Raw genomic sequence first — 26,020 nt, forward strand, 5'->3', positions numbered from 1 at the left:
CCGATGACGCTGATCCGTTCCCTGCTCGCCTGCCTGCTGCTCCCCCTGGCCTCGTTGGTCGCCCCGGCCGCGTCCGCCGCGATCACCCAGGGCGACCTGCTGCCGGTGGATGAGGCCTTCGTGTTGACGGCCACCGCGCCGTCGCGCGACCGCATCGAGATCCGCTGGAAGATCACCGAAGGCTATTACCTGTACCGGCACCGGACCGGCGTGGAGGCCGATGCGGGCTTCGCCGCACAGCCGCTGCAGTTGCCCAAGGGCAAGGCCTACCGCGACGAATTCTTCGGCGACGTCGAAACCTACCGTGGCGAACTGGTCGCCACCCTGCCCGGCCAGCCGACCGCGTCGACCGACAGCGTTACCCTGAAGATCAAGTACCAGGGCTGCGCCGACGCCGGCATCTGCTATCCGCCGCAGACGCGCACGCTGAAGGTGGCCCTGCCGCCGGCCGAGGCCACCAACGCGACTTTCGTACCCCTGGGATCCGGCGCTCTCACCAGCGGTCTGCTGGGCCAGAAACCGCAGGCCGGCATGGACGCACTGCCGCTGCCGTCGGAACAGGCGTTCGCCTTCGAGGCGATCGCGTTCAATGGCAACGAACTGCTGCTGCGCTTCACGCCGGCACGCGGCTACTACGTCTACCGCGACCGCACGTCGATGGCGCTGGAAGGCGCACCGGGTATCGCGCTGCAGACACCGCGCTGGCCCAAGGGCAAGGCGCACCGCGACGAACACTTCGGCGACGTCACCGTCTATTTCGATCAGGCCGAAGTGCCGGTGCCGCTGCGGCGCGAAAAAGCGGACGCCACGCAGGCCACGCTGCGCGTCACCTTCCAGGGCTGCCAGACCGACGGCATCTGCTATCCGCCGATGACGCGGCGCGTGAAGCTGTCGATTCCCGCCGGCACGATAACGCCGGCCAGCACGCCCGACGTACCGGCGCCCGCCGCCGTCGCACCACTGCCGACGAGCACGACGCCGCCCGCCACCACACCGGTCGCTGCGCCGGACGCCGCCACAGCGACCACGCCCGCCGCCGCCGAGGTCGAACGCACGCGTCCTCCGGAAGATGTACTTGCGCGCAACCAGGGCAGCGCCACGTCGCTGCTCGTCGCACTCGCGCTGGCACTGGCCGGCGGCCTGATCCTCAACCTGATGCCGTGCGTGCTGCCGATCCTGTCGCTGAAAGCGCTGTCGTTGGCCGAAAGCGGGCAGAACGAAGGCGACGCCCGTCGGCGTGCACTCTGGTACACCGCCGGCGTGCTGGTCAGCTTCGTTGCCGTCGGCGCGCTGGCCATCGCGTTGCGCGCCGCGGGTCAGGCGCTGGGCTGGGGCTTCCAGTTGCAGCAGCCATGGCTGGTCGGCCTGCTGGCCTATGTGATGTTCGCCGTGGGCCTGAGCCTGTCCGGCGTGTTCGCCATCGGCCATCGACTCGCTGGTGCCGGGCATGGCCTGGCCTCGCGACGCGGTCCGGCCGGCGATTTCTTCACCGGCGTGCTGGCAGTGGTCGTGGCCAGTCCGTGCACGGCGCCCTTCATGGGCGTGGCGCTCGCGTACGCCTTCACCGCGCCCACCCCGCTCGCATTGCTGGTGTTCGCCGTACTTGGTCTGGGACTGGCGTTGCCATTCCTGCTGATCGGCTTCGTGCCGGCGCTGGCGAACCGCCTGCCGCGACCCGGCGCATGGATGGAGACGCTGAAGCAGGTGCTCGCCTTCCCGATGTACCTGACCGCCGTGTGGCTGCTGTGGGTGCTCGGTAAACAGCGCGGCATCGACGCGGTCGGCCTGGCGCTGGTCGGGCTCGTACTGTTGGCGCTGGGGCTGTGGTGGTTCCAGCGCGCGCGCGTTGCCGCGTCGCCGCTGCCCCGCGTGCTGGCGCTGACGCTCGCCGCCACCGCGCTGGTGCCCTTGCTGATGGTGCACCGCTTGCCCGTGGCGTCCGCCGCTGCACCGACGGCGGACGGCCACGTGGTCTATTCCGCCGAACGCCTCGCTTCGTTGCGTGCCGAGGGCCGCATCGTCTTCGTCGACATGACCGCCGACTGGTGCGTCACCTGCAAGGCCAACGAGAAGGCCGTGCTGAACACCGCCGCGTTCCGCGATCTGCTCGCCACGCACGAGGCGGTGATGATGACGGGCGACTGGACGAACGTGGACCCGGCCATCACCGGCTTCCTCGAAGAACATGGCGCGGTCGGCGTGCCGCTGTACGTCATGTATCCCCGTGGCGGTGGCGCCGGTGAAGTGCTGCCGACGGTGCTCACGCAGGACGGCATGCGCCAGGCCTTCGAACGGGCCGCGCGATGAAGGTCACCACGCCGCGCGTCATCGCCGTCGCGGTCGTCGCAGGCGGCCTCGGCCTTGCGGCCAGTGTCTGGTTCAACGGCAATCCGATGTGGCGCACGCAGGTCGGCGAACGCGCCCTGCATGCGGCCACGAACGCGACCGCGCCGGCACCGCCGGCGGGCGTTACGCCCGCCACCATCGGCGACCCGATGCCCGCGATCGCGCTGCCCGGACTCGATGGCGCCGTCGTCGATCTGCGCACGCGCTACGCGGGCAAGCGATTGCTGATCAACGTCTGGGCCAGCTGGTGCGGGCCGTGCATCGAGGAAATGCCCGAGCTCGACCGTTTCGCCATGGCGCAAGGCGAGGATGGCGTGCAGGTGATCGGTCTGGCGTTGGACACGCCGGAAGGCGTGCATGACTTCATTGCGAAGATCCCCGTGCGCTATCCGATCGTGCTGGATACGCCGGGCCCCGCCGATGCCAGCGTGTGGCTGGGCAATGCCAAGGGCGTGCTGCCGTACACCGTGCTGGTGGATGCCGATGGCCGCATCGCGCGGCAGAAGATCGGCCCTTTCACGCATGGCGAGATCAGCGGCTGGGTCGACTGATCCCGCGCCTGCGCATCGCGGACCCTACTCTTCCTCACCCTCACGCGACGCCTTCCGGTCGCTGGGCCTCACGCGACCGCCTTTCGCCCCGATGCGCGCCATGTAGGCGCGATCCTGGCTGACCTTCGCGCCGCCTTTCTTGCCTGCCTCGCGCGCGTCTTCGCTGCCGAACTGATGCGCGCGACCGCGCTTCTGCGCCGCACGTCCACCTTTCCGTGCGATCTCCTTGCGCTGCTCCGGCGTCAGCAGTGCGAATCCTCCTTTCCGCTTGCGCTCATCCATGCGCTTTCCCTGTGCGCGCGCCGTGCCCGTCGCATCGAAAGAAAACTGTCATCGACGCAGCATCGCCATGCGCACGCAATGCGATGAGCGCGTGAACATCGTTCACACACATGACTCGATGTGACGCAGTGCTCGCACGTCCACAACACCGGCTTGTTGCTGAAGCGGACTCAGCAGAAACCGTCGTGACGCCTTCGCAGTCTTTATCATCGGGCGAGAAGAAATCACAACGAAGAACGTCCGCGTTTCCCTCGCTCAACCACGTTGCGTCCGTCGTCGATGACGGGCCCGATCGCGCCTTGCGATCACTCCTCCCCCCGTGAAAACGAGAAGGCTGCTCCCATGACCAAGGCTGTTCCCATGAAACTTCCCGACGACTTCCAGTGGATCGAAGCCGCGCCCGATGACGACTGGAGCGGTGCGCGCCTGGATCTCGACGGACATCCGGTACTGGAAGTGAGTGCATGCCGCGGTGGCTGGCTGGTCGTCGTCCTGATGGACGACCCCCGACAACCGCAGGCCAATGTCGCCGTGCGATCGGTGCCGGCGGGCATGCGATGGTCGGCGCGATGGGCACTGTCCCGTACCGATCGGCTGCGCGTACTGGCGGCACGTCGCCATGCTTCGCGCCAACCCGTCGTCGAGACGCTCCCGTCACCCGCGCTGTCGCTGGCCTCGCGGCCCGTGGCGTACACACGCGAGGAAGAACCGCTGGATGCGTGACGCGCATCGGCCCGGCATCATCAGTTGCGATCGAAGTTGTACTGGGCCGACGCCGCGTTGCTGATGATGCCGGACAACGGCAGCAACTGGGTCAGGAAGCGGTTCCAGCGGGTGACGCCCGCGGGGCCGACCCACACGACATCGCCGGGCCGCAGCGGGAAGCGGTCCGCCAACGTGAAGGCGACCGGCGATCCCGCCTCTAGGTGGTACACCGTCGCCTGCTCGTGCGAGTTGTCGTCCATGCCGCGGATGACGTAGACGGCGTCGCCCTTCGCGGTGACCGGATTCAGTCCGCCGGTCTGTCCCAGCGCCTGGGTCAGGCTCATGTCGGTGGTCTTGAACGTCAACGCCTGCGGACGCAGCACTTCCCCGATGACGTACACCTGCTTGCGGTCGTTGAACGGCAGATACAGGCGGTCGCCCGGCTTCAGATAGACATCACCGGCGACCCTGCCGTTGCGGTTCAATGCATCCAGGTCGAGCGGGTAGTCCTGGCCGTCGCGGGTCAGCACGAAGCCCGCCAGATCGGCTTCCTCGACGTTGATCCGCGCCTGCCCCACCGCCTGCGACAGCGTCAGCGGCACCGTAGTGAATGATTGCGGCGCCGTGTCCTCGAAGGCACCCTGCAGCGTGACCTTGGCACCGTGGCCGACCACGTTGACGTCGATCTGCGGCGACTTCAGGTACTGGCTCAACTTGCTGACCAGCGTGCTGCGTACTTCCTCGATCGTCTTGTTGTTGACGTCGAGCTTGCCCGCGTACGGGAAGAAGAAGCTGCCATCCGGTTGCACGAGGCGCCCATTGGTCACGGCCTGCTGCTGGCTGCCGGCGGGCGATGTCAGTTCGGGATGATCCCAGACGGTGACGAGCAGCGTGTCGCCCGGCTGTATGCGGTAGATCTCCGGCCTGTACTGCGCCAGCGATGCCGGCACCGTCACCGTTTCGCGCGGAGCAGCGACCAGTGCCTGGGTGATCGGCACCATCCGCACGTCGCTCTGCGCCTGGCCGTCGCCACTGGGTACGGTCGGCTGCTTCGTCATGCGCTGGCCTGCGCACGACGTCAGCGCGGCGGCGACCGCGGCCGCCAACAGGATCCGCATAGGGGTTTGCATCTTCACCAGGCACCTCGCTGGAACACGGGGGAACCGACGCCGGCATGCAGGGCATCGAGTCCGCCCGGCACGCTTCATCAGCATGTTTTTCATCGTGGCAACGGCGGCGTGAAGAGAACGGCGGCAGCGGCACAACCCCGCATTAATGCGGGAATGCGGGGCGTGCTCAGGCACCGATCCACGCGGCGACCAGCGCCGCGAACTCCTTGAACGCACGACCGCTGCGCCACAGCGCACGCCGCGACGGCAGGTACTGCGCGCGCAGACCCGTCGATGGCCGGCCTTCGGGCACCGGCACGGCGGTGACGTCGGCGCCCGCCCGGCAGAACTGCAGCGCCGCGCGCGGCATGTGCAGCGCCGACGTCACCAGCAACACCTTGCGCCCGCCCTGTGCGTCGGCCAGCGCCATGCTGTAGCGCGCGTTGTCGCGCGTATCGCGGCTGCGCTCCTCCAGCACCAGCGCCTCGTCCGGCACGCCGAGCCGCTGGATGGCCGCCGCCATGCGTCGTGCTTCGGTCGTGCCACCGACCGCGCCGCCGCTGAGGATGATCTTCGAGGCCTTTCCGGCATGCCACGCGCGTGCGCCCGCCGCCAGACGGCTGCTGTGCAGCCGGTCGGGATCCACGTCGGGGTGGTCGAGCCAGGCATAGTTGCTGCCACCACCGAGGACGACGATGGCATCGGCACGCGGCAGGGCCGAGGCGTCGCGGACCGCATAGCGTTGCTCGAGCACACTGCGCAATGCATTCGATGCGAAGGGGATCGACCACAGCATCGACCATGCAATGGCGGCGACCGCCAGCGCGACGCCGACATGCCGTCGCCGCAGCCACCACAGCAGCGCCGCGGCCCCCAGCACGCACGCCGACAGCGCCGGCGGGTAGCTCAACGACACGACGATGGACGCGAGCGCTTCCATGGCCACGCTAGATCACGATGCCGCGCGAGACGAACACATACAGCACGCCGCACGATGCCAGCAGACCGGCGCCCAGCACCAGGGGGTGGCGCAGCGGCGCGATCCGGCTGTAGCAGCAGGCGGCCGCCAGGATCAACGACATCGCCATCCACGCCGGCAGCAGGTAGCGGTTGGAGAAGTAGCCCCAGCCGATCATGAAGAACGGCAGCGCCATCACCAGGTAGACCGAGGCCGCATCCGCCAGCGCGCGCCGCGCCTCGGCCTGCACCCACGGTGCGACGCCGAGCATCAGCAGGTACCAGAACAGCGTGAACACGGCGAAGTCGACGCGCACGCCGGCGCGGTAGTTGTCGTTGGCGGTGTACTCCATCACCGTCGTGTACAGCGACGGCAGACCGATGGAGACCACCTTCATCGTCAGTCCCGCCACATAGGCCACGCACGCCAGCAAGGCGACGGTGCGCAGCAGATTCGGCTTCAGCAGGAGCGCCGGCGCGCACAGCAGGTACAGCAGCGAGGACGTATGCAGGCTCGCGGCCACGACGCCCAATATCGCGAAGCCCACCCAGCGCCGCTGCTGGAAGCACAGCAGCGCCGCGAACACCAGCGGCGCCGCCAGTCCCTGCCGGACCGCGTTGATCGACGCGTTGACGAACATCGGCGAGATGAACAACAGCATCAACGATGCGCATAGCAGGGTCGGATAGGCCACAGTCGGCGGAAAGCGCCGGTGGTTGATCCTCACCGCCACGGCGACGGCCAGCAGCATCAGTGCGAACAGCGCGGTCTGGTAGCCCTGCAATCCCAGGCCCAACCGGCGCAACGCATAGCTGAGATAGACGAAGCCGATTTCCAGCCGGGTCTCCGGCAGGCCGGCGCCCAACGCATCGAAGAACGCCGCATACGTCTCGGTGTCCTCACCGATGTGCAGCGGCCGGCCACCGACCACCCAGCAGGCGAACGCGGGCACGACCAACAGCACCAGCACGCCCAACCCGCGTGTTGCCGCCGCGTGCGGCGCGGCGCGCGGCGGCGCGTACAGCGCCGCATCGTAGGTCCTCATGCTGTAGGTCTTCATCACCGACGCCTCAACCCGCGCCTGCCGTGCGCATCATCAACAGCACGCGACGACGACCACGCCGGATCATGCCGAATCCGCGCGCCAGCCAGTGCTCGCCACGGGTGACCATGCCCGTGCGCAGCAGTTCCTGCCGCACCTCCTTGCCCGCGCGATGCATCGCGTCGAGATCGCCGCTCAGGCCGGAGGCACCGAACGTCGGCTTGTGCCAGTACGCGAGGACCTGACTGAGTTTGACGCAGCGATAGCCGGAAAAGCCGATCTGCGCCCACAGCAGGAAATCCTCCACGCGACGGAAACGTTCGTCGAAGCGGAACGGCAGATCGCGGCGCAGGATGACCGACGCGGTCGGAAACGGGTTGTTGAGCAGAAAGCGGCGACGGCCGATGGTCTGGAGCCGCGCCGGCGCACGCACCGGATCCGGCGTCGAGCCCCGCGGCAGGATCGCCATTCTGTGCGCGATCAGCGCGATCTGCGGATCGCGCTCGAGCTCACGCATCTGCAGTGCGATCTTCTCCGGCACCCAGGTGTCGTCGGCATCCAGGAAGGCGATGTAAGGCTGCGTCGCCTCCTTCCATCCCAGGTTGCGGGCCTGCGACGGCCCGCCGTTCGCGGGCGACGTCACCACCTTCACCCAGCCTGGCGGATACACCGCCGCTATGCGGTGTAGCGCCTCCAGCGTGCCGTCGCCGCTGGCGTCGTCGACGAGCAGGACTTCGGACGGCCGGCGCTGTTGTGCATCGATGGACGCGACGGACTCGGCGATCGTGTCCGCGCAGCGGTAGCAGGGCACCACCACGCTGACGGGCGCGGTCGTGGAGGCGGCGGTACCCACTCGTTGCTCGTTCATGGCGTGGCCCAGGGTGCGCGCTGGAAAACGTCCGGTGCCCGCTGCGCGTAAGCATGGGGCGGAACGCGCGGCGCCAGTTCACCGGCGAGCAGCGCAGGCAGCGCCGCGCCGAACGGGTTGTCGGTGTCCTGCGCGGTGACGCGCAGCGACGCATCCAGCCCGATGTCGTCGGCGAAGTCGCGGCATTTCGGATGGTAGTCGACGATCATGAACGGCACGCCGTGCAGATACGACACGATCGCGCCGTGCAGGCGGGCGCTGACGACCGCGTCGCAGGCCGCCAGTGCGTCGACCGTGTGCAGGGGATCCTGCCGCGCATAGCCCTGCCAGTGCGCGTCGAGGCCTTCGGTCCGCAACCGCTCCACCAGTGATCGTGCCAACGCACGGTCTCCGTGGCGTTCGTGTTCGTTGAGGCTGAAGACATCGACGATGACCGGACGTGTGCTGCGCAAGCGGGCGAGCGACGCGATGAGCTGCTCCTCCCAGCGCCGCTTCGGCGGAGCGGCGGCATAGTCGCCGTCCTCGCGGTAGTGGCAGGGTGCGATGCCGATGCGGACCGGTGCGCCGGGTGCCGGCGCGGGACGCGGCTCGCGCGGCGTCAGCCAGGGCAGCAGCGCGGCGAGGTCGCAGCCGGCGTGGGTGATCGACCCTACGCCCAGCGCCTGCGCCTCGCGATGCGAGCGCGCGTCGCGCACCGAGAGGTAGCTGAAGCGTTGCAGGAACTCCGCCACCGACTCCCGCGAGCGCTCGTCATGGAAGGGACCGATCGATACGCCCACCGCCGCCAGCGTCACCCCGCGCCCGGCCGCCGACAGCATCATCGGTTTGCGGAACGACTCGCGCGCGGTGATCACCGAGCCGCCGCCCATCACCAGTACGTCGCAATCATGGAGGCCGCGCGCGAAGCTGAGCCAGCGGCTGGCCTTGCCCACCACGCCGGTGCTGCCGTACCAGCGCGGCGGATAGCGCCGCGGCACGGTGCTGCGCGCGGGCGCGTCCCGCAGCGGCGGTCCCACCACGCTGGGTTGCGCGCGCCAGTACGACTGCGCCGCCATCGCGCACAGCACGCCGAACAGATCGTCGCCGAAGTTGCGCATGCCGTAGTAGCCGGTGAACGCGGTCCGCAGGGCCGTCATGGCGCACCCCGCAGGGCCGGCGCACGACGGGCCCCGGCATACAGGGCGACCAGCAACAGCGCCTCCGCGAGGATCGTCGCGAAGGCGGCGCCCGATGCGCCGTAATGGGGAATCAGCGCCAGGTTGAGGACCACAGCAGCTGCGGCCGCTGCCAGCATCGCGCCGACGCGGTACAGCATCTGTCCTTCCGTCAACAGCACCGATCCCACCGCGGTGGACAGGAAGCGGATCGGCACGCACAGCGCCAGCCACATCAGCAAGGGGGTGATGCCGTCGTACGGGTTGCCGAACAGCCACACGGCATGGCCGGCCAGCAAGGCCAGCATGCCGCCGACCGCGAGTCCGCTGAGCAGCATGCCGATGCAGCCCAGCCGGTACACCTGGCGGAAGCGCGCGCGGTCATGCACGGCCCAGCGATGCAGCCGCGCGAGCAGGAACTTCTGGTACACGGTGGTGGGGAACAGGTAGATCGCGGTCATCACCGCCAGCGCGATGCCGAAGAGGCCGGCCTCCGCATCGCCGCGCAGGTACTTCAACAGCACGGTGCCGATCTGGAAGAACACCGGATACAGCACGGCAGCGACCCCGTACGGCCATGCGTGCCGGAACAGGGCGCGCGCATCCGGCTGCACGATGTCGCGCATACCGCTGGCGCTGCGTGGCCCATGGCCTCTCAGTGTCCAGTCGCCACGCCGCATGGCCTGCCACTGCGGCACGGCCAACGCGAATACGAGCACTGCCAACGCCGCATGTCCCCATGCCACGGCATCGATCGACAGCGACAGGCCGGCCACCGCGAGCAGCGCGATCGCCAAGCGCCCCGCCGGCAGCATCAGTTGCCACCCCGCCAGCGCCGCATGCCGCTCTTCCAGGCGCAGCTTGCTGCCGATCTGCTCCACCGCCAGCAGGCCGAGGATGAAGGGTGCAAGCACGAGCAACATGGTGCGCGTGTCGGCATCCACCGGCGGACCGATCAACGCCCACAGCATCACGCCGCCGACGGCCAGCACGCTGGTGACGGCGATGAAGCGCGACGACGCCGGCTGCCACCGTTCGGCGGACCATCCTTCGGCGCCGTGCGCCTTCAACCGGAACTGGGACAGGCCGAAGCCCGCCAGCGGTGCCACCAGGCTGACCGTCGCCAGCGACGAGGCGAACAGGCCGTACTGCGCCGGGCCGAAATGGCGCGCGAGCAACACCTGGGTGAGGAACACCATCGCCGCGCCCGCGGCCGTCGCCAGCGACAACACGGACAGCGCGGCTATCGCCGGGCGCCACGGCATGGACAGGACCTGGCTCATGCCGCCGCCGCGAGCGGCCGGGGCAGCAGTTCGTCGTACACCTCGCAGGTGCGCCGGATCACCACGCGCTCGTCGAAGTCGGCCAGCGCCTTCTGGCGCGCGCGCTCGCCCAGCGACTGCAGGAGCCCGCGATCATCGTCGAGGCGCGCCAGCACCCGCGCCAGCGAGGCGGCGCTGCGAGGCTCGACGTGCAGTCCATCGTGGCCATCGCGCGTCACCACCTCCCTGCATCCGGGAAGATCGGTCGTCACCAGCGCGATGCTGCACGCGGCCGCCTCGATCAGGCTCTTCGGCACGCCCTCGCGGTAGTAGCTGGGCAGCGCCATCACATCCACGTCGCGCAGCAATGCCGGCATGTCGTCCACGTGGCCCAGCCAGCGCACCAGGCCCTGCGCCTGCCAGGCCTCGACGTCGCTGCGCGTCACCGAGCTCGGGTTGCCCTCGTCCGGCATGCCGGCGAGCAGGAAGTGGATGTCGCGACCCTCGGCGCGCAGTTGTGCCGATGCATCGACGAACTCCTGTACGCCCTTCTCCTTCAACAGGCGCGCGGCCAGCAACACGCGCAATGCGCCCTCGCCACGCGAGTCGCGACCGTCGGCATTGAAGCGGGCGATGTCGACGCCCGAGCTGCGGATCATGCGGATGTGTTGCGGCGGTGCGAGGCGCAGCGAGTGGAACGCCTGCGCATCGTCGGGATTCTGCAGGATCACACGCGAGCGTTCGCTTCCGAGCGCGAGGCGCATCAGCGTGGACACCACCGGGCGCAGCGCGCGCGCCTTTGCGCGCTGGCTGGCGAACACGTAGCCCAGCCCGGTCACCGCATTGACGTACGCGGGAACCTTCGCCGCGCGTGCCGCCAGCGCACCGTACACCGCGCATTTCAGGGTGAAGCTGTGCAGCAGGTCCGGGCGCTCGTCGCGCAGCAGCGACACCAGGTTCGCGAGCGTTCCCGCCTCGCGCAGGGGATTGAGGCTTGCCCGCTGCATGCGCAGCGGTATCCATCGCACGCCGTGCTGGGCGAAACGCCGGCCGAACTCGCCGGGCGGCGACACCATGACCACGTCGACGCCGCGCGCCTGCAGTTCCCGCGCGGTGGACAGGCGGAAGTTGTAGAGGTACCAGTCGGTGTTGGCGAACAGGATGAACTTCAAGGCGGGCTCCGCACAAAGCGATGCCCTGGATTCTAGGAAACGACCCGCCGGAATCCATTGACGCACTCACCACAAGGCGCAGGCACGGATGAACGCGCAAAAGAAGAGGCGGCCTTGCGGCCGCCTCTTGACGCACTCTTCACCCCGGCGGATTACTTCGCGAAGTGGTTCGTCGTCACCCGGATGTCCGTCGCCGTGGACACTTTCGCCACGTGCGCGCCGTTGCCCTTGTTGCCTTCCACTATCCCGGTCATCGACACCAGCGGATTGACGACGGTCGTGTTGACTCCGTGCAGTCGCGTGTTGTTGTTGCGGAACGTATTGCCGCTCACTTGGTAGTTGTAGGTGTTGGCGCCCAACATCAGGCCCACGAGATGGTTGTGGCGGATCGTGTTGAGCGCGATGTAGCCGCCCTCCGGACCGATGGTCAGGATGCCGTGCCCGCCGTTGTGCTCGACGATGCAGCGCTTCACCGTCACGCCCTTGACGCGCTTGTACAGCAGCAGCCCGTTGCCGGCGTTGCCGCGGATGAGGCAGTTCTCGATATGGACCGTCGAAGTGATGCGGGCGTCGTTGGCGTCCGGCTCCACGTCGATGCCGCACTCGGGCGCGATGCCGCGCGTGGCGCTGAACTCGCTGTCGTACACCTTGACGTTGGTCGCGCACCCGATCGTCATGCCCTGCCGGCGGTTGCCGGTGCTCACGATGTTGGCGATGACCACGTCGTTGCACGGGATGGTCGGCGCATTGGTCACCATTGCGCCGCCGATGGAAATGCCGTCGCCCCAGCACTTGGATACGTGCAGGTCGCGGATGGTCACGGCGGTGGAGCCGCGCACCATGATGCCGTGCCCCCATTCGCCGGTCGTGCCGAGGTGGTTGTCGCGGTCGCCGATGATGCGGCCGCCGGAGATCTCCACGTTGCTGACCTTGTAGACCATCAGCACGTAGGCGCGCTCCTGGTCGTTGCGCTTGGCGCGCAGGATGGCGCCTTCCGCGAGTTCCAGGTGCATGTTGCTGCGCAGGCGCACATTGCGGGTCGGGTCGATGACGTAGTCGCCCGCTGGCACGTGCACCGTACCACCGGCCGCGGGTAGCGCATCGATGGCGGACTGGAACGAGGTGGTGTCGTCGCGTGCGCCGTCGCCTGCGGCTCCCCAGGTGCGGACGTTGACCGTGGCGCCGCCGCGCGCGCGGACCGGCGGTTCGTAAACCGCCGTCGCCGAAGCGGCCAGCGCGGGCATGTTGCCGGCCATCACCGCACCCAGCGCGCGCGGGATGCCACTGGCCACGCCGATGGCAGGCACGGCGACGAGCATCGACTTGCGCAGGAAATCACGCCGAGGCATTCCGGCCCCGCGCACGTCATGCGCGAGAACATTCTTCTTCACGAACCCAACCCCTTGCAGGCGAACGCCTGTCGGAAAATAGCCATGTGAGCGTCGTGTGAAATCACGACGGCGGCGACTATAGCGACGCGAAAGCAACCATCGATTAATGCCAGCGCATATTTGTGAGCGCTTTCAAACACTTGAGCCGTTCGCGTGTCGTTCGCGCGATCACCGTCACGCATATTCACGCGCGTCGACGCGGCTGAGTTCGCTTCGCCAGCGCGGATGAGGTCGCTTGTGTGCGCGGATAAGTCCGCTTGTGCGGACGGATGCGTTCACTTCGCGCGCGACCCGCAGGCGCGCCACCCTACTCGAACCGGTTGTTCCGGTCCACGCGAATGCCCTTCGCCGCTTTCGCCACGTCCACGTGCATCCAGCCCTTCACGTCCTGCGGACGTTGCCGCCGCAGTCCCGCGGCATTGCCCGAGAACCGGTTGCCGGCCACGGTGATGTCGCGTCCACCTGCGCGCACGGCGATTCCGCGCAGGCCGTTGTCGACGATGTCGTTGTCTTCCAGCACGCACTGCTCTCCGCCGCGGATCAGCACGCCGTCGCCGCGGTTCCCGCGGATGATGCAACGACGCACGGTGATGCGGCGGCCACGTTCGTACACCTGCAGGCCCGCGCCATGGTTGCCGCGCAGCGTGCAGGCCTCGATGGCGATGTCTTCGGCGCTGTCGCCCGGGTCAGGCTCGATGTCGATGCCGCAACCGGGCAACGTGCCGCGGGTGGCGAGGAAGTGCGAACGCAGTACGCGGACATTGCGCGACCGGCCGATCGTCAGGCCCTGCCGGCGATTGCCGCTGCAGACGACATCCTCGATGCGGATGTCACGGCTGGGCACCACGCGCGCGCCACTGATGCCGCCGACGGAAATGCCGTCGCCCCAGCACCGCGCGATGTGCAGGTCGCGCAGCAGGACGGACTCCGCGCCGCGCACCATGATGCCGTGACCCCACTCGCCCGCGGTCGAAAGATGATGGTCGCGATCGCCGACGATGCGTCCGCCGCTCACCTCCACGTCGTGCACGCCTTCGATCAGCAGGACGTACGCCCGGGGCGCAGCATTTGCCTTTGCGATCAGACGCGTCTCGGGATCCATCGACAGGCGCGTGCGCGTGCGCAGCCGGAGGCTGCGCTCCGGATCGATGACGTAGTTGCCCGGCCCCAGCGCCAGCGTGCCACCGGCCGGCAACGCATCGATGGCCGCCTGCAGGGCGCGCGTGTCGTCGTGGCGGCCATCGCCGCGCACGCCGAAATCACGCGGATCGAGCGTCGCCGCCAGTGCGGGCGGCAGCAACGACGCGAGGGCCAGCCCCGCGCCCGCGCCGACCAGTCGTCGTCGCGACAGCCGCATCAGGCCGCCATCGATTCCCGGCGCGGGTCCGGCGCGACCGCTGCGGTGTCCGCCGCATGCGCCGCCAGCCAGGGCAGGACCACCGCCAGCAGGTAGAACTTCGATGCGTGGTACTTGTTGTCGAGGCGACCACGATTGCGCTCCAGCCACGCGACGGCGCCGGGGAGCGCGTCACGCGCCTGTCCGGCGAATGCATGGACCTGCTCGAAACGCTGCGCCGCCAGCCCACAGACATCGAAGCGGAAACTGCCCTTGCGCTGCACATAGGGCAACTCGCCGAAGTGCGCGGCGATATGGCGGCGGATGAGCACCTTGTTGAGTCCGGTCTCCGGATCCACCTTCTGCCGCCGCGGCACTTCGTGATGGATCCATTCCCGCAACGCGCGGTCGCAGAACGGATACGCCACGCCCAGGCCTGCCGCATGCGCGGTGTACAACCCCTTGGCAAACGCCCCGGCGGAACCGGCGATGGACATCGACATGTCGCGCCATTCCCAGGCGCTGGTGGCGGAGGCGATCTCGGCCTTGAACAGCGACAGCCGCTCGCGCGACTGCCGTGCGATGTCGCGGCCGAACAGGCCATCCACTTCCGCGTCACTGAAGCGCGAGCCCGGAAACACGCGTTCGATCGGCGTCATCTGCAGCGTACCGAGCGCGAAGCACAGCGGAAAGCTGCCCGCCACGCCCGGCAGGCCGGTGGCATCGAACGGAAGCCGCAGTCCGCGCGCGAGGCGGACCGTCAGCTGCTGCTGCCGGTCGACCGGTGTGCCGAAGTAACTGTCGGCGCCCAGGCCATCGATCAGTCCGTCGCCGTCGCGCGCCGCCACTTCGGTGGCGAGGTCCGCATAGGACAGCAGGGCGAAGTCCGCCGTCAGCAGCGGCATGCGCGCCGCCAGTGCGAGATAACGGTCGTAGGCGCGTCCCGGATCGCAGACCAGCGCCTCGTGCCGCAGGCCGAGCCGGGTGGCGACATGGCGCGCGGAGTCGAGTTCGTTCTCCTCGCGACCGCCAAGATAGGTGATGCAGGTCGCGTCCGGCCGCGCATCCGCCAGGGCGATCGCCAGCGTGGTGGAGTCCTTGCCGCCGCTCTGCAGCAACCAGGGCGAGCGCATGTCCGCGCAGGTGCGGGTGATCGCATCGCACAGCATGCGGTGGTAGACCGCGATCCAGTCCTGCGGCCGCTCCTCCACTTCGGGAACTTCGCCCGCGTTGCGGAACTTGAAGTGGAAATCCGGCGTGCCGCGCATGTCCTGGTGCGCCGAAAATCCGAACGTCACCAGCTTGACGCCTTCGTAGATGGAGTGCGGCGGATAGACGAAGGCATTGCGCAGCAGGTCGGCGACCGAGACCGGATCCACCCGGTGGTACTCGGGATGGCGGTCCAGCACGGTGAAGTCCGGCGTGCCGTAATAGGGCGACATGGTGATCTGCATCGTTGGCGCTCCCTCAACGACCGTGGCTGGCGCGCGGCGCCGGCAGGTACTCGTAGTAGCTGTAGGCATACTCGCCCGCGCCCCGCTTCTCCACGCCATTGAAGATGGCGCCCTTCACTTCCACGCCGGTCTGCTCCAGGCGCTGCTTGGCCAGCGCGATCTCGCGCTGCTGGTTGAGGCCCCAGCGCACCACCATCAGGCAGGTACCCGCGTGGTGACCGATGACCGCCGCGTCGGTCACCGCCAGCACCGGGGGCGTATCGATCAGCACGATGTCGTACTCGCCGGAGACACGCTTCAGCAGCGCACTGAAGTTCTCGTGCATCAGCAGTTCGGACGGGTTCGATGGGATCGCGCCGCGCGAGATGAACGACAGGTTCTCCGCGCCGGCGACCTTGCGGATGGCCTCGTCCAGCGGCACGCGGCCGGCGATGACGTCGGACAGGCCGCCTTCCCAGCGCACGCCCACCGCATCGTGCAACGTGCCGCGCCGCATGTCGGCGTCGATCAGCAGCACGCGCTGCCCGGTCTGCGCGATGGTCACCGCCAGGTTGGCGCAGATGAAGGTCTTGCCGACGCCCGGGCTGGGCGCCGAGATCATCAGCAGGTTGTTGCGTGTGCGCATGCGCGCGAAGTGCAGGCTGGTGCGCAGCGAACGCAGCGCTTCCATCGCCAGGTCGGTCGGCGCGGCCAGCGCCAGCAGGCGGTGGCGGCCGTCGCGGCGCTGGCCGATGCGGCGGCGCGCGAGATCCTGGCCCTTCCGGCTGTGCGGGATGGAGGCATACACCGGCAGGCCGAGCAGTTCGATGTCGATCGGATCCTCGACGCCACGACGGAACATCTGCTGCGCCAGCACGAAGGCCACCATCACGCCCAGGCCGAGCAGCGTACCGGCCAGCAGCACCGGCAATGGCTTCGGCCAGGCCGGGCTGTTGAGGTTGACGGCCGCCGGATCGATGATCCGCGCGTTGCCGACCGCGCTCGCCTTGGCGATCTCCAGCTGCTGCGCCTGGTCCATCAGGGTGGCGTAGGTCTGGTTGGTCACCTCGACATCGCGGTTCAGGCGGAACAGCGCCTGCTGCGCATCCGGCAGGTCGCGGATGCGGCCCTGCAGGCTGTTGCGTTCGCCGGTGAAGCGGTTGATCTGGTCCTGCAGCGCGCGATACGTCGGATGCGCCGAGGTATAGCGGTTCTCGACCTCGGTCATCTTGATGCGCAACTGCTGGACCGCCGAATCGAGGGCGATGGTCTGGTCCAGCAGCGCGCGGTTCTGGCTTTCCACGTCCAGCGTCTGCGACCGCGTCTGGTAGGCGGTCAGCGCTGCCTGCGCCTTGGCCAGTTCGTCGCGCACCTTCGGCAGCTGCTCGGACACGAACTTCAGCCGGCTGGCCGCTTCGGCCGAGGTACGCGCCACGTTCTGGCGGACATAGGCCTGGGTGACTTCATCCAGTACCCGCCGCGCACGCTCGGGATCGGCATGCGCGTAGACCAGGCCGATGACGCCCGAATTGCGGCCCATCTCGGTGGCGGTGATGTTGTCCTTCAGTGCGGCCAGCGCGGCGGCGGGATCGTAACGCGTCACCTGGAAGCGCATGCCGGGGTTGGCGGTCAGGCGCTGCACCTGCATCGCGATGCCCTCGGCGTTGACCGGTTCGCCGACGCGACCGCGCACGAGCACCTGGCCCTGCGCCGACAGCACGTAGCGCCCACCGCCTGCGGCGGTCAGTTCCATCGGCACGCCCTGAAGGTGGTCGGGCACCTCCAGGCGTGCGATGTCGAGGACGTCGCCGCCCCAGCCGTACTTCGACAGGCCGAACCAGGGCTTCGCCAGGGTGCCCGGGTTGGACTGCTGGTAACGCCGAGCGATGAAATCGCCCACCACCGGCACGTGCGACGGCTTCACGTCGACGTCCAGGTCCAGCCGCTGCATGGCTTCGCCGATCACCCGGCGCGACGTCAGCAGCTGCACTTCGGTGGTGCCCGGCGTCGGCAGCGCCGGGGGTGCCTGCGTCGCCGCGCTCTGGCTGAGGCCGGGCGGAATGGCCGGCCGGCTCTCCACCTGGACCACCGCATTGGCCTCGTACTTGGGCGTCACCACCGCCAGGTAGGCGACACTGGCGAGCACGAAGGCCGCCGTGCCGAGCAGGATCAGCCGCTTCTTCGCACTGAGCGTGGAGACCAGCGCGGGGATGTCGACGTCGTCGTTGCGTCCGGACGCCGCCATCAGGGGCGGACGTTCCGAACCTCGTCGCGTGATCAGTTGCCTGGCCATGGTTCACCTCGATTGCATGTCATGGGAATACGACCGCCTGCGCCCAGGGCGAGCGGGACGGTCAACGTCAGGACGCGGCCGCGCGTGCGCCGAGCGCATCGCCCATCGTGGACGCGTGGGTCACGGGGGGCGGCGCGCGCAGTCCTGCCAGCGCATCCAGCACCGGTGCGCAGCCGTCGTCGGCGGGCACGTTGAGATCGGGCGCGGCGCACAACGACAGGTAGACCGCCTCGTCGCTCAGCAACGTGAGCGCACGACCGGCGATCGCCACCGGCGTGGTGCCGATGGCGATGGCACCGCCCTCGGCACCTGCCAGTTCTTCGCGCACGATCAGCACCGGCTTGCCCAGCAGGCGCCGCGGCGGCGGCGCGCCCGTTCCCACCAGCACCAGGTAGGCGCGCTCCAGCAGGTAGGCCCAGGCAAGGAAGTCGTCGACCTCCAGCGGATGCACGTTCGCGAAGGTGTGCAGCGGATCGCCGCCCTCGCCGGGCGATACGCCCACACCCCCTACCCAGACGATGTCCACGTCGGGCCGGCGGCGGGCGACCAGCGCCAGTGCGTCGGAAAACGCGCCCTGCTCGGTCGTGTCCCGGCGCGCACTGACCGCGAGCAGCAGCGGCGCATTGCTGCGCAGGAAGCCGAAGCCTTCGGCCAGCGAGCGGGACAGGTCGGCGTCGCGGCGGATCTGGCGCAGCGCTGTGCGCAGCGCATCGTCGGCTGCGTCGGCGTGCACGAGGATGCTCTCGCGCGGCACGCCCTCGCCACTCAACCGGCGGCCCGTCGCTTCGCTCGGTGCCACGTGCAGGGCCGCGAGCGACTGCACGATGCGGCGGCTCGCATCGCTGGGCCAATGCTGGGTGCCGGACGCCGGCGCATCGGCGTCCACGCAGACGAGCGGGACGTCGCAGGCGTGCGCGGCCAGGCTCATCGCGAACGTCAGTGGCGCGTCGCCAGGCACGACCACCACGTCCGGATTCGTCTCGCCCAGCAACTGCTGCATTGCCGCCTGCTGCTCGCCGCGCGCATCCACGCCGCCCTCGCTGGACAGGCTGGCCTGCGCCTCCAGTCCGAACATCTGCAGGAGGTGGCCTGCATCGCCCCCATGCCCTTCGGTCGTGCAGACCGTCGCATGGAAGCGGTCGTCGTCGGCCAGCCGCCGCGCGATCGGTGCCACGCCCGCGCCCTCGCACGAGGCATTGACCAGGCACAACGCGTGCAGCGGCGCATCGTGGTCGCGCGGGCCGTCGGCGGGTGCGATGCGCATGCTGGCGGCTTCGTGCGGACGCTGGCCGAGCGGGCGTACGGATACCGGCGCATGGTTCAGTTCGGCGTCGTCGGGGATGTCGCCACGCGTCCTGCGCGCATCCGGATGCACGGGCGATCCCGATATCCGGCGCGCCGTCATGTCGAGCAGTCGCGAGAACCCGGTGACGTAGCCCACGACGACGGCGACGAACACCAGGAAACTCAGCGGTTGCGGCACGCCGCGCAGCGCGTAGCCCAGCAGCGCCAGCATCGCGCCCATCGACACGATGGTCCACAGCGTCGTCTGCGCCGACAGGCCCCGGTCCAGCAGCAGGTGGTGCAGGTGCTGGCGATCGGCCGCGAATGGCGAGCGCCCGCGGCGCATGCGGCGGTACATCACCGCCGCGGTATCCATCAGCGGCAGCGCCACGCACCACAGCACTTCCACCGGCACCACCCGCTTCACGCTCTGATGGCTGAGGTAGATCAGGCTCCAGCCGACCAGGAAACCGATGGTGGTGCTGCCGGCATCCCCCATGAAGATCTTGCGCCCGTCGGGCCAGCCGAGATTGACGAAGACATAGGGGATCAGCGAGGCGAACAGGATCTGCAGCATCAGCATGGCGCCGACGCCGGGAACGCCCGAATGCGAATACAGCAGGATGGCCGCAATGCAGACCATCGCCGTGGACGCGGCCAGCCCGTCGATGCCATCGAGCATGTTGAAGGCGTTCATCAGCCCGATCACGGCAACGATGGTCACCGGAATGCCGAGCAGACCCAGGCGCAGGTCCAGCCACGGAATCAGTCCGCCCACGTGGTCGAGGTAGTAGCCGGTGCTCAGGATCACCAGGCCGACGATGGCCGCTTCCACCAGCAGTCGCGTGCGCACGCTGAGATGGCTGATGTCGTCGGCCACGCCGATCGCGACGATCAGCGCGCTGCCCATCATCAGGCTCATGACAAACCGGTCCACGTAGCCCAGGTAGCCCAGGCCCACCAGCGTACCGACGAAGAAGCAGATGCCGCCGATCACCGGCACGCGGCCGACGTGCTGCTTCCGCCCGGCGGGACGGTCGACCAGACCTACGCGCCGCGCCCAGGGCCGCATCGAGAATATGGCGAACAACGTCGCGGCCAAGGCGATGGCGCTGGCGGCAACGACCCGTGCATTCTCCATCTTTCACCTGATTGCTGTGGACAAGGCCCTCCTCGAGGCTTCGATCCGTTCGAAGTCTCCGTGTCGTGGAGGGCGGGATTGGTGCACTGCCGAAACTACGGACAGCAATTTGACGAGCGCATGAAATGGAGGCGCGCGCGTAACGGATCAGTCAGGAAAACGCATCGCGCGCGTTAACGCTCTTCACGCGCTTCACATCCGCGTCGAGAGTCGCGCGTCGCGTGCGCACCATTGCTCGACGCACGCGGCGATGTGCGCGAAGGCACGCGCGAAGTCCTCCATGCCGCCGCCCATCGGATCGTCGATCTCCCGCTGCGGCATCCATCGGCCGAGCAACTGGATGCGCGGGCGCGCGTGCGGCGCCAGCGCCCGCAGCGCGCGGACATGGCGGTGCTGCATGGCGAGTACCAGGTCTTCGTCCGCGACCGTCGCCGGGTCGAACTGGCGGGGTGACGCCTGTGGCACCGGCAGGCCATTCGCGCGCAGCGTGGCCACCGTCAGCGGGGCGACCGGCCGGCCGGCCGGCACCGCCAGCCCCGCAGACACCACCCGGCAGCGGTCTACCGGCAGTCGCGCACGGAACAGCGCCGCGGCCATCGGGCTGCGGCACAGGTTGCCCATGCAGACGACGTGTAACGTGAACATGCAGGGATCATCGGCGATCCGGCGGGACCGCCAGCCTAGGGCACCCCGCCGCCGCCCGGGCGAACGTGAGGTGACCATGGGTATCCGCACTCCGCGCTGCCCACACCTCTTATATAGGCACTCCGCACCGACGTCCCACCACGTGACCCGGCGCCAGATTCAAACAATCGCTTAAATCTAGGGAAACTTCGGCGAACTGGACAGCATCGCCCGCTTCGCGCAGACTGCCGCCCTTCCGCTGGAGAGCCGAATGGCGAAGCTGCTGGTCCTGCATGGCCCCAACCTCAACCTGCTCGGCACCCGCGAGCCGGAGGTCTACGGGCGCGCGACGCTGGCGGACATCGACCTGGCGCTGACCGCACAGGCCCAGGCCGCCGGTCACCAGCTGGACGCCTTCCAATCCAACGCCGAGCACGCGCTGGTGGACCGCATCCAGGCCTCCCGCACCGACGGCACCGCTTTCATCCTGATCAATCCGGCCGCCTTCACCCACACCTCGGTCGCGATCCGCGACGCGCTGGCGGCGGTGGCCCTGCCCTTCATCGAAGTCCACCTGTCCAACCCGCACAGCCGCGAACCCTTCCGCCATACCAGCTACCTCAGCGACAAGGCGGTCGGCGTGGTCTGCGGTTTCGGTGCCGACAGCTACCGCTATGCGCTGGACGCCGCCCTGCAGCGGCTGCCGACCTGACTTTCCTCTGTTCCCCGCGGGGAACGACGTTCAACCACGAGGCTCCCATGGATCTCCGCAAAATCAAGAAACTGATCGACCTGTTGGAAGAGTCGAACCTGGCCGAAATCGAGATCAAGGAAGGCGAAGAATCCGTGCGCCTGGCGCGCACGCCGAAGGGCGGTTACGCCGTTCCCGCAGCACCCGCACCGGTTGCCTACGCCGCCGAACCCCGCGCGGCCGCCCCGATGCCGATGAGCTCGCCCACCGAGGCCTCCACCGGTGGCACCGCCAAGGCCGGCAACGCCCTGCCCGACGGCCATGTGGTGCGCGCGCCGATGGTCGGTACGTTCTATGCCTCGCCGTCGCCGGACAAGCCGGCGTTCGTCAGCGTCGGCCAGTCGGTGAAGGCCGGCGAGACGCTGGCGATCATCGAGGCCATGAAGATGTTCAACCCCATCGAAGCCGACGTGTCCGGCACCGTGCTGTCGATCCTGGCCGAAAGCGGCCAGCCGATCGAATTCGACCAGCCGCTGTTCGTGATCGGCTGAGGTCCGCGCCATGCTGGACAAAGTCGTCATCGCCAACCGGGGTGAGATCGCGCTGCGCATCCTGCGCGCCTGCCACACCCTCGGCATCCGCACGGTCGCGGTGCACTCCACCGTCGACCGCAACCTCAAGCACGTGGCCATGGCCGACGAGTCGGTCTGCATCGGCCCGGCCGCGTCCAAGGACAGCTACCTCAACGTCCCGGCGATCATCGCCGCGGCCGAGGTCACCGACGCGCAGGCCATCCATCCCGGCTACGGCTTCCTGTCGGAGAACGCTGACTTCGCCGAACGCGTGGAGCAGTCCGGCTTCATCTTCATCGGCCCGAAGGCGGACACCATCCGCATGATGGGCGACAAGGTGGAAGCCATCCGCGCCATGCAGGCCGCCGGCGTGCCGTGCGTCCCGGGCAGCGGCGGTCCGCTGGGCGACGACATCGTCGCCAACACCAAGATCGCGCGCGAGATCGGTTACCCCGTGATCATCAAGGCCGCGGGAGGCGGCGGCGGTCGCGGCATGCGCGTGGTGCATGTCGAAGGCGCACTGAAGGCCGCCATCGAAATGACCAAGTCCGAAGCCAAGGCCGCGTTCGGCAACGGCGAGGTCTACATGGAGAAGTTCCTGGAAAACCCGCGCCACGTGGAGATCCAGGTGCTCGCCGACGGCCAGGGCGGCGCGATCCACCTGGGCGAGCGCGACTGCTCGATGCAGCGTCGCCACCAGAAGGTCGTCGAGGAAGCGCCGGCACCGGGCATCACCGACGAACTGCGCAACGAGATCGGCAGGGTCTGCGTGGAAGCCTGCATCCGCATCGGCTATCGCGGCGCGGGCACCTTCGAATTCCTGTTCGAGGACGGCCGCTTCTACTTCATCGAGATGAACACCCGCATCCAGGTGGAGCATCCGGTGACGGAGCGCATCACCGGGATCGACCTGGTCTGCGAGCAGCTGCGCATCGCCGCCGGACAGAAGCTGACCATCAAGCAGTCCGACATCGTGCTGCGCGGCCACGCCATCGAATGCCGCATCAACGCGGAAGACCCGGACACCTTCATGCCGCATCCGGGCCTGATCCAGCACTTCCATCCGCCGGGCGGCCCGGGCGTGCGCGTCGACACGCACATCTACGAAGGCTATCGCGTGCCGCCGAACTACGACTCGATGATCGCCAAGCTCATCGTGCACGGTCCGGACCGCGAGACCGCCATCGCCCGCATGCGCGTGGCGCTGAGCGAGATGGTCATCGACGGCATCAAGACCAACATCCCGTTGCAGCAGCGCATCATGCGCGACCAGGGCTTCCAGGCAGGCGGCCAGAACATCCACTACCTGGAAAAGCGCCTGGCCGAACGCAAGAACAAGGCGATCTCGCTGGTCTGAAACGGATCCGCGACGCGAAATAAAGAAAGGGCCAGGATGGCGACATCCTGGCCCTTCCTGTTTGCCGGCGCGATGCGATCGCGCGGCGCGTTATCGGTCCGGCGCCTGCTGCGTGCCCGGCACCGGCATGGTGCCCATCGGCGAGGAGGGATCGACGACCCTTACCACTTCGGACGAGCCATCGGGCCAGATGACCTTGATCGTGCTGCCGGGGGACAGCGTCGAGAAGGGCGTGCCGCTGCGTGCGCGGTAGAGCGCGGCCACCTGCGAAGCGCCAAGGCGGCGGACATCGTCCGGCGCATGGATGGTCATGTGCCCGATCCGCGACAGGTCCCGGAAGCCGGGGTCGCGGGTCTCGATGACGATCGTGGCGGCCGCGGCGGCATACGCCACCGCCACCAGTCCCCAGACCAGGAGATTCACTCCGGGCCGCGTGCGCTTGTATTTCATCCGTCCACTCCCGGGCGGGCCAGCAAGGTGCCCACCATCTCGTCCACGTTGTCCGCCCCCTGTCGCGGGACGCCAGCGTCCCGCGCGAAGGTGGTGAAATCCTGCGATTCGTCCTGCGAGCAGATGCCGCCGTTCACGCAGTAGCTCGTCATCATCGAACCGTTGGGGCTGCAGTCCATGCCCAACTGGCAGGACGCGATGCGCCAGGCGATCTCGCTCAGGTCGCTGCCCGACACCTCACCCAGCGTGTCCCGTCGCCCGCTCCCGATCGTGCCCATCGCGGGCGCGATGGCGAGATACGCGAAGGGATCGCCCGAATCGAGGACGCGCTGCACCAGATCGCGCCGGTAGTCGTCGCCATCGCGCAGCGGCTGGTCCATCGCCAGCAGCGAAGCCTCCGCCGCCAGACTGCCGGCGCGTGCCGCCTGCGTGCGCTGGACGATGAGGGCCGGCAGGGAGAATCCGTCCTGCGGTACGAACCGTGCGCAGCGCTGCTGTACGCGCTGGCGCGCGGACAGCATGGCGTTGCCGCTGGACAGGCCCAGGCCCGCGATGACGCGGGTGTCCTGGGTGTAGCCGGCCGGATCGGCCGCGAAACCCGCGCACTGGTCCTGCACCAGGCTCAACAGCCACATCGCATCGGCATCGCCGGCGGCGGCGAGCGCCATCAGTTCGCGCGAGTAGGCGAACAGGTCGGTGCTGTCTTCGAATCCACGCCGCAGCGGCGACAGGGCAGGTACCGTCCGCACCGCCATCGGGCGCAACACCGGTTGCGCGGCTGACGCGGGCAGGACCTGTGCCGCCGGCTCGTCGACCGCGCCTGCGGTCGGCGTCGCCGCATGCGGCAGCCAACCCGCCTGGCGCAGCGGCATCCACGCCAGCGCCCCCAGCAGGCCCACCAGCATTATCGGTATCAGCAGCTTCCGGGGCACGCCGTCATTATCCCGGCGCATCCGGCACCTTTCAACGGAAGCACTGCGCGCTCACGCCGCCGCCACGTCCTTTCGTCGCCCGGTTGCGATCCCCGTCCTCGGGACGCGTGAGACAATCCCTGCCCGTTCATCTTCGTCGGCCCGTCATGCCTTACCTGGAACTCTCCCTGCGCTGCACCGAAGCCGAGCAGCCGCGCTACGAGAACGCACTGGACGACGTGGGCGCACTGTCGGTCACCCTGCTCGATGCCGATGCCGACACGGGCAACGAGCACGCCATCCTGGAGCCCGGTGTCGGTGAGACGCCGCTGTGGAAAGCGCTGGTGCTGACCGCACTGTTCGATGCGGATGCCGATGCGCTGACCCTGCTGGCGGCGCTGGAGGCCTTCGACCCCGGCCTGGACTGGACCCAGGTCGGCTTCCGCAAGGTCGAGGACGAGGACTGGGAACGCGCTTGGCTGGACCAGTTCAAGCCCATGCGGTTCGGCGCCCGCACGTTCATCGTGCCGTGGAACCATGAGGTGCCCGACGAGGCCGGGCAGGATGCGGCGGTCGTGCGGCTCGACCCCGGACTGGCGTTCGGTTCGGGCACGCACCCCACCACCGCCCTGTGCCTGCGCTGGCTCGACGCGCTCTCGGGCGAGGGCCTGCTCGGGGGACAGCGTGTGCTCGACTTCGGTTGCGGGTCGGGCATCCTCGCACTGGCTGCACTGAAGCTGGGCGCCGCCCAGGCCATCGGTGTCGACAACGATCCCCAGGCCCTGGTGGCCAGTGCGGACAACGCACAACGCAACGAGGTCGATGCGCACTTCAGCGTCCACCTGCCCGATGACGAACCCGTGGCGACGTATCCGGTGGTGGTGGCGAACATCCTCGCTTCCGCGCTGGCTGCGCTTGCCGAAACCCTCGCGGCGCGCGTGGCGCCGGGCGGCCGCATCGCGCTGTCCGGCATCCTCAAGGGACAGGAAGACGATCTGCTTGCGCGCTACGCGACGTGGTTCGACCACCTCTCGGCCACGCAGGACGGCGACTGGATGCGCATCGATGGCGTTCGGCGCTGACATCGC

23 protein-coding genes are annotated in these 26,020 nt (G+C 68.6%); 7 read left to right on the forward strand and 16 right to left on the reverse strand.

Annotated features, from left to right (window positions below):
• Positions 1-3 precede the first annotated feature (3 nt).
• Entirely contained in the window at positions 4-2,307 is a 2,304-nt protein-coding gene (locus ACSQ1W_RS16120) for a protein-disulfide reductase DsbD family protein (protein WP_436044656.1), read from the forward strand.
• Positions 2,304-2,897, forward strand: coding sequence for a TlpA family protein disulfide reductase (locus ACSQ1W_RS16125; protein ID WP_436044657.1), 594 nt, complete (start codon positions 2,304-2,306; stop codon positions 2,895-2,897). Before ACSQ1W_RS16120 ends, ACSQ1W_RS16125 begins: the two co-directional genes overlap by 4 nt.
• A gap of 24 nt (positions 2,898-2,921) precedes the next feature.
• On the opposite strand, the gene ACSQ1W_RS16130 is transcribed toward ACSQ1W_RS16125, so the two are convergent.
• Positions 2,922-3,179 carry a KGG domain-containing protein gene (locus ACSQ1W_RS16130; RefSeq protein WP_436044658.1) on the reverse strand — a complete coding sequence of 86 codons (258 nt, stop codon included), beginning with the start codon at positions 3,177-3,179 and terminating at the stop codon, positions 2,922-2,924.
• A gap of 360 nt (positions 3,180-3,539) precedes the next feature.
• On the opposite strand from ACSQ1W_RS16130, the gene ACSQ1W_RS16135 reads away from it, so the two are divergent.
• Positions 3,540-3,902, forward strand: a complete 363-nt coding sequence (locus ACSQ1W_RS16135; RefSeq protein ID WP_436044659.1) for a hypothetical protein — start codon at positions 3,540-3,542, stop codon at positions 3,900-3,902.
• 20 nt (positions 3,903-3,922) lie between these two features.
• Here ACSQ1W_RS16135 and ACSQ1W_RS16140 read toward each other — a convergent pair whose 3' ends face one another.
• The 13 genes from ACSQ1W_RS16140 to ACSQ1W_RS16200 all read right to left on the reverse strand — a co-directional run bounded on the left by ACSQ1W_RS16140 (position 3,923) and on the right by ACSQ1W_RS16200 (position 20,972).
• The gene (locus tag ACSQ1W_RS16140) at positions 3,923-5,002 is read right to left on the reverse strand and encodes a polysaccharide biosynthesis/export family protein (protein ID WP_436044660.1); all 1,080 of its coding nucleotides are present in this window, start codon (positions 5,000-5,002) and stop codon (positions 3,923-3,925) included.
• A 178-nt stretch (positions 5,003-5,180) separates the two neighbouring features.
• Entirely contained in the window at positions 5,181-5,933 is a 753-nt protein-coding gene (locus tag ACSQ1W_RS16145) for a YdcF family protein (RefSeq protein ID WP_436044661.1), read from the reverse strand.
• Between the two features lie 7 nt (positions 5,934-5,940).
• Positions 5,941-7,011: an EpsG family protein gene (locus ACSQ1W_RS16150; RefSeq protein ID WP_436044662.1), complete on the reverse strand. Its 1,071-nt coding sequence runs from the start codon at positions 7,009-7,011 to the stop codon at positions 5,941-5,943.
• Between the two features lie 10 nt (positions 7,012-7,021).
• Positions 7,022-7,861 carry a glycosyltransferase family 2 protein gene (locus ACSQ1W_RS16155; RefSeq protein ID WP_436044663.1) on the reverse strand — a complete coding sequence of 280 codons (840 nt, stop codon included), beginning with the start codon at positions 7,859-7,861 and terminating at the stop codon, positions 7,022-7,024.
• Entirely contained in the window at positions 7,858-8,997 is a 1,140-nt protein-coding gene (locus ACSQ1W_RS16160; RefSeq protein WP_436044665.1) for a polysaccharide pyruvyl transferase family protein, read from the reverse strand. Before ACSQ1W_RS16160 ends, ACSQ1W_RS16155 begins: the two co-directional genes overlap by 4 nt.
• Positions 8,994-10,298 (reverse strand): oligosaccharide flippase family protein, encoded by a 1,305-nt coding sequence (locus ACSQ1W_RS16165; RefSeq protein ID WP_436044667.1) that lies wholly within the window; start codon positions 10,296-10,298, stop codon positions 8,994-8,996. Before ACSQ1W_RS16165 ends, ACSQ1W_RS16160 begins: the two co-directional genes overlap by 4 nt.
• On the reverse strand, positions 10,295-11,449 hold the full coding sequence (locus tag ACSQ1W_RS16170) for a glycosyltransferase family 4 protein (protein ID WP_436044669.1): 1,155 nt from the start codon (positions 11,447-11,449) through the stop codon (positions 10,295-10,297). Before ACSQ1W_RS16170 ends, ACSQ1W_RS16165 begins: the two co-directional genes overlap by 4 nt.
• Positions 11,450-11,601: 152 nt before the next feature.
• The gene (locus tag ACSQ1W_RS16175) at positions 11,602-12,798 is read right to left on the reverse strand and encodes a right-handed parallel beta-helix repeat-containing protein (RefSeq protein ID WP_436044671.1); all 1,197 of its coding nucleotides are present in this window, start codon (positions 12,796-12,798) and stop codon (positions 11,602-11,604) included.
• Positions 12,799-13,147: 349 nt separating this feature from the next.
• Complete coding sequence (locus ACSQ1W_RS16180; protein WP_436044673.1) at positions 13,148-14,197, reverse strand: right-handed parallel beta-helix repeat-containing protein; 1,050 nt, start codon at positions 14,195-14,197, stop codon at positions 13,148-13,150.
• Complete coding sequence (locus ACSQ1W_RS16185) at positions 14,197-15,630, reverse strand: asparagine synthase-related protein (protein WP_436044674.1); 1,434 nt, start codon at positions 15,628-15,630, stop codon at positions 14,197-14,199. The genes ACSQ1W_RS16180 and ACSQ1W_RS16185 overlap by 1 nt, the downstream gene beginning before the upstream one ends.
• Positions 15,631-15,643: 13 nt before the next feature.
• Complete coding sequence (locus ACSQ1W_RS16190) at positions 15,644-17,902, reverse strand: polysaccharide biosynthesis tyrosine autokinase (RefSeq protein ID WP_436044676.1); 2,259 nt, start codon at positions 17,900-17,902, stop codon at positions 15,644-15,646.
• A gap of 67 nt (positions 17,903-17,969) precedes the next feature.
• On the reverse strand, positions 17,970-20,327 hold the full coding sequence (locus ACSQ1W_RS16195; protein ID WP_436044678.1) for a UDP-N-acetylglucosamine 2-epimerase: 2,358 nt from the start codon (positions 20,325-20,327) through the stop codon (positions 17,970-17,972).
• A 192-nt stretch (positions 20,328-20,519) separates the two neighbouring features.
• Positions 20,520-20,972 carry a low molecular weight phosphotyrosine protein phosphatase gene (locus ACSQ1W_RS16200; protein ID WP_436044680.1) on the reverse strand — a complete coding sequence of 151 codons (453 nt, stop codon included), beginning with the start codon at positions 20,970-20,972 and terminating at the stop codon, positions 20,520-20,522.
• 250 nt (positions 20,973-21,222) lie between these two features.
• Between ACSQ1W_RS16200 and aroQ the strand changes: the two genes are divergently transcribed.
• From aroQ to accC, 3 genes are read left to right on the forward strand one after another with little or no spacing between them, the layout of a single operon-like run.
• Positions 21,223-21,663 carry a type II 3-dehydroquinate dehydratase gene (aroQ, locus tag ACSQ1W_RS16205; protein ID WP_436044682.1) on the forward strand — a complete coding sequence of 147 codons (441 nt, stop codon included), beginning with the start codon at positions 21,223-21,225 and terminating at the stop codon, positions 21,661-21,663.
• A 47-nt stretch (positions 21,664-21,710) separates the two neighbouring features.
• Entirely contained in the window at positions 21,711-22,193 is a 483-nt protein-coding gene (gene accB / locus ACSQ1W_RS16210; protein ID WP_192273480.1) for an acetyl-CoA carboxylase biotin carboxyl carrier protein, read from the forward strand.
• A gap of 10 nt (positions 22,194-22,203) precedes the next feature.
• Positions 22,204-23,571 (forward strand): acetyl-CoA carboxylase biotin carboxylase subunit, encoded by a 1,368-nt coding sequence (gene accC / locus ACSQ1W_RS16215; protein WP_192273482.1) that lies wholly within the window; start codon positions 22,204-22,206, stop codon positions 23,569-23,571.
• A gap of 90 nt (positions 23,572-23,661) precedes the next feature.
• On the opposite strand, the gene ACSQ1W_RS16220 is transcribed toward accC, so the two are convergent.
• On the reverse strand, positions 23,662-24,021 hold the full coding sequence (locus ACSQ1W_RS16220; protein ID WP_436044684.1) for a hypothetical protein: 360 nt from the start codon (positions 24,019-24,021) through the stop codon (positions 23,662-23,664).
• Positions 24,018-24,953 (reverse strand): hypothetical protein, encoded by a 936-nt coding sequence (locus ACSQ1W_RS16225; RefSeq protein WP_436044686.1) that lies wholly within the window; start codon positions 24,951-24,953, stop codon positions 24,018-24,020. Before ACSQ1W_RS16225 ends, ACSQ1W_RS16220 begins: the two co-directional genes overlap by 4 nt.
• Before the next feature lie 146 nt (positions 24,954-25,099).
• Here ACSQ1W_RS16225 and prmA point away from each other — a divergent pair, with 146 nt between their 5' ends.
• A complete protein-coding gene (gene prmA, locus ACSQ1W_RS16230) occupies positions 25,100-26,014 on the forward strand; it encodes a 50S ribosomal protein L11 methyltransferase (protein WP_436044688.1) in 915 nt (304 codons plus the stop codon).
• The last annotated feature ends 6 nt before the right edge of the window (positions 26,015-26,020 follow it).

Source organism: Pseudoxanthomonas sp. LjRoot143, from assembly GCF_964252945.1.
Classification (GTDB): Bacteria; Pseudomonadota; Gammaproteobacteria; order Xanthomonadales; family Xanthomonadaceae; genus Pseudoxanthomonas_A.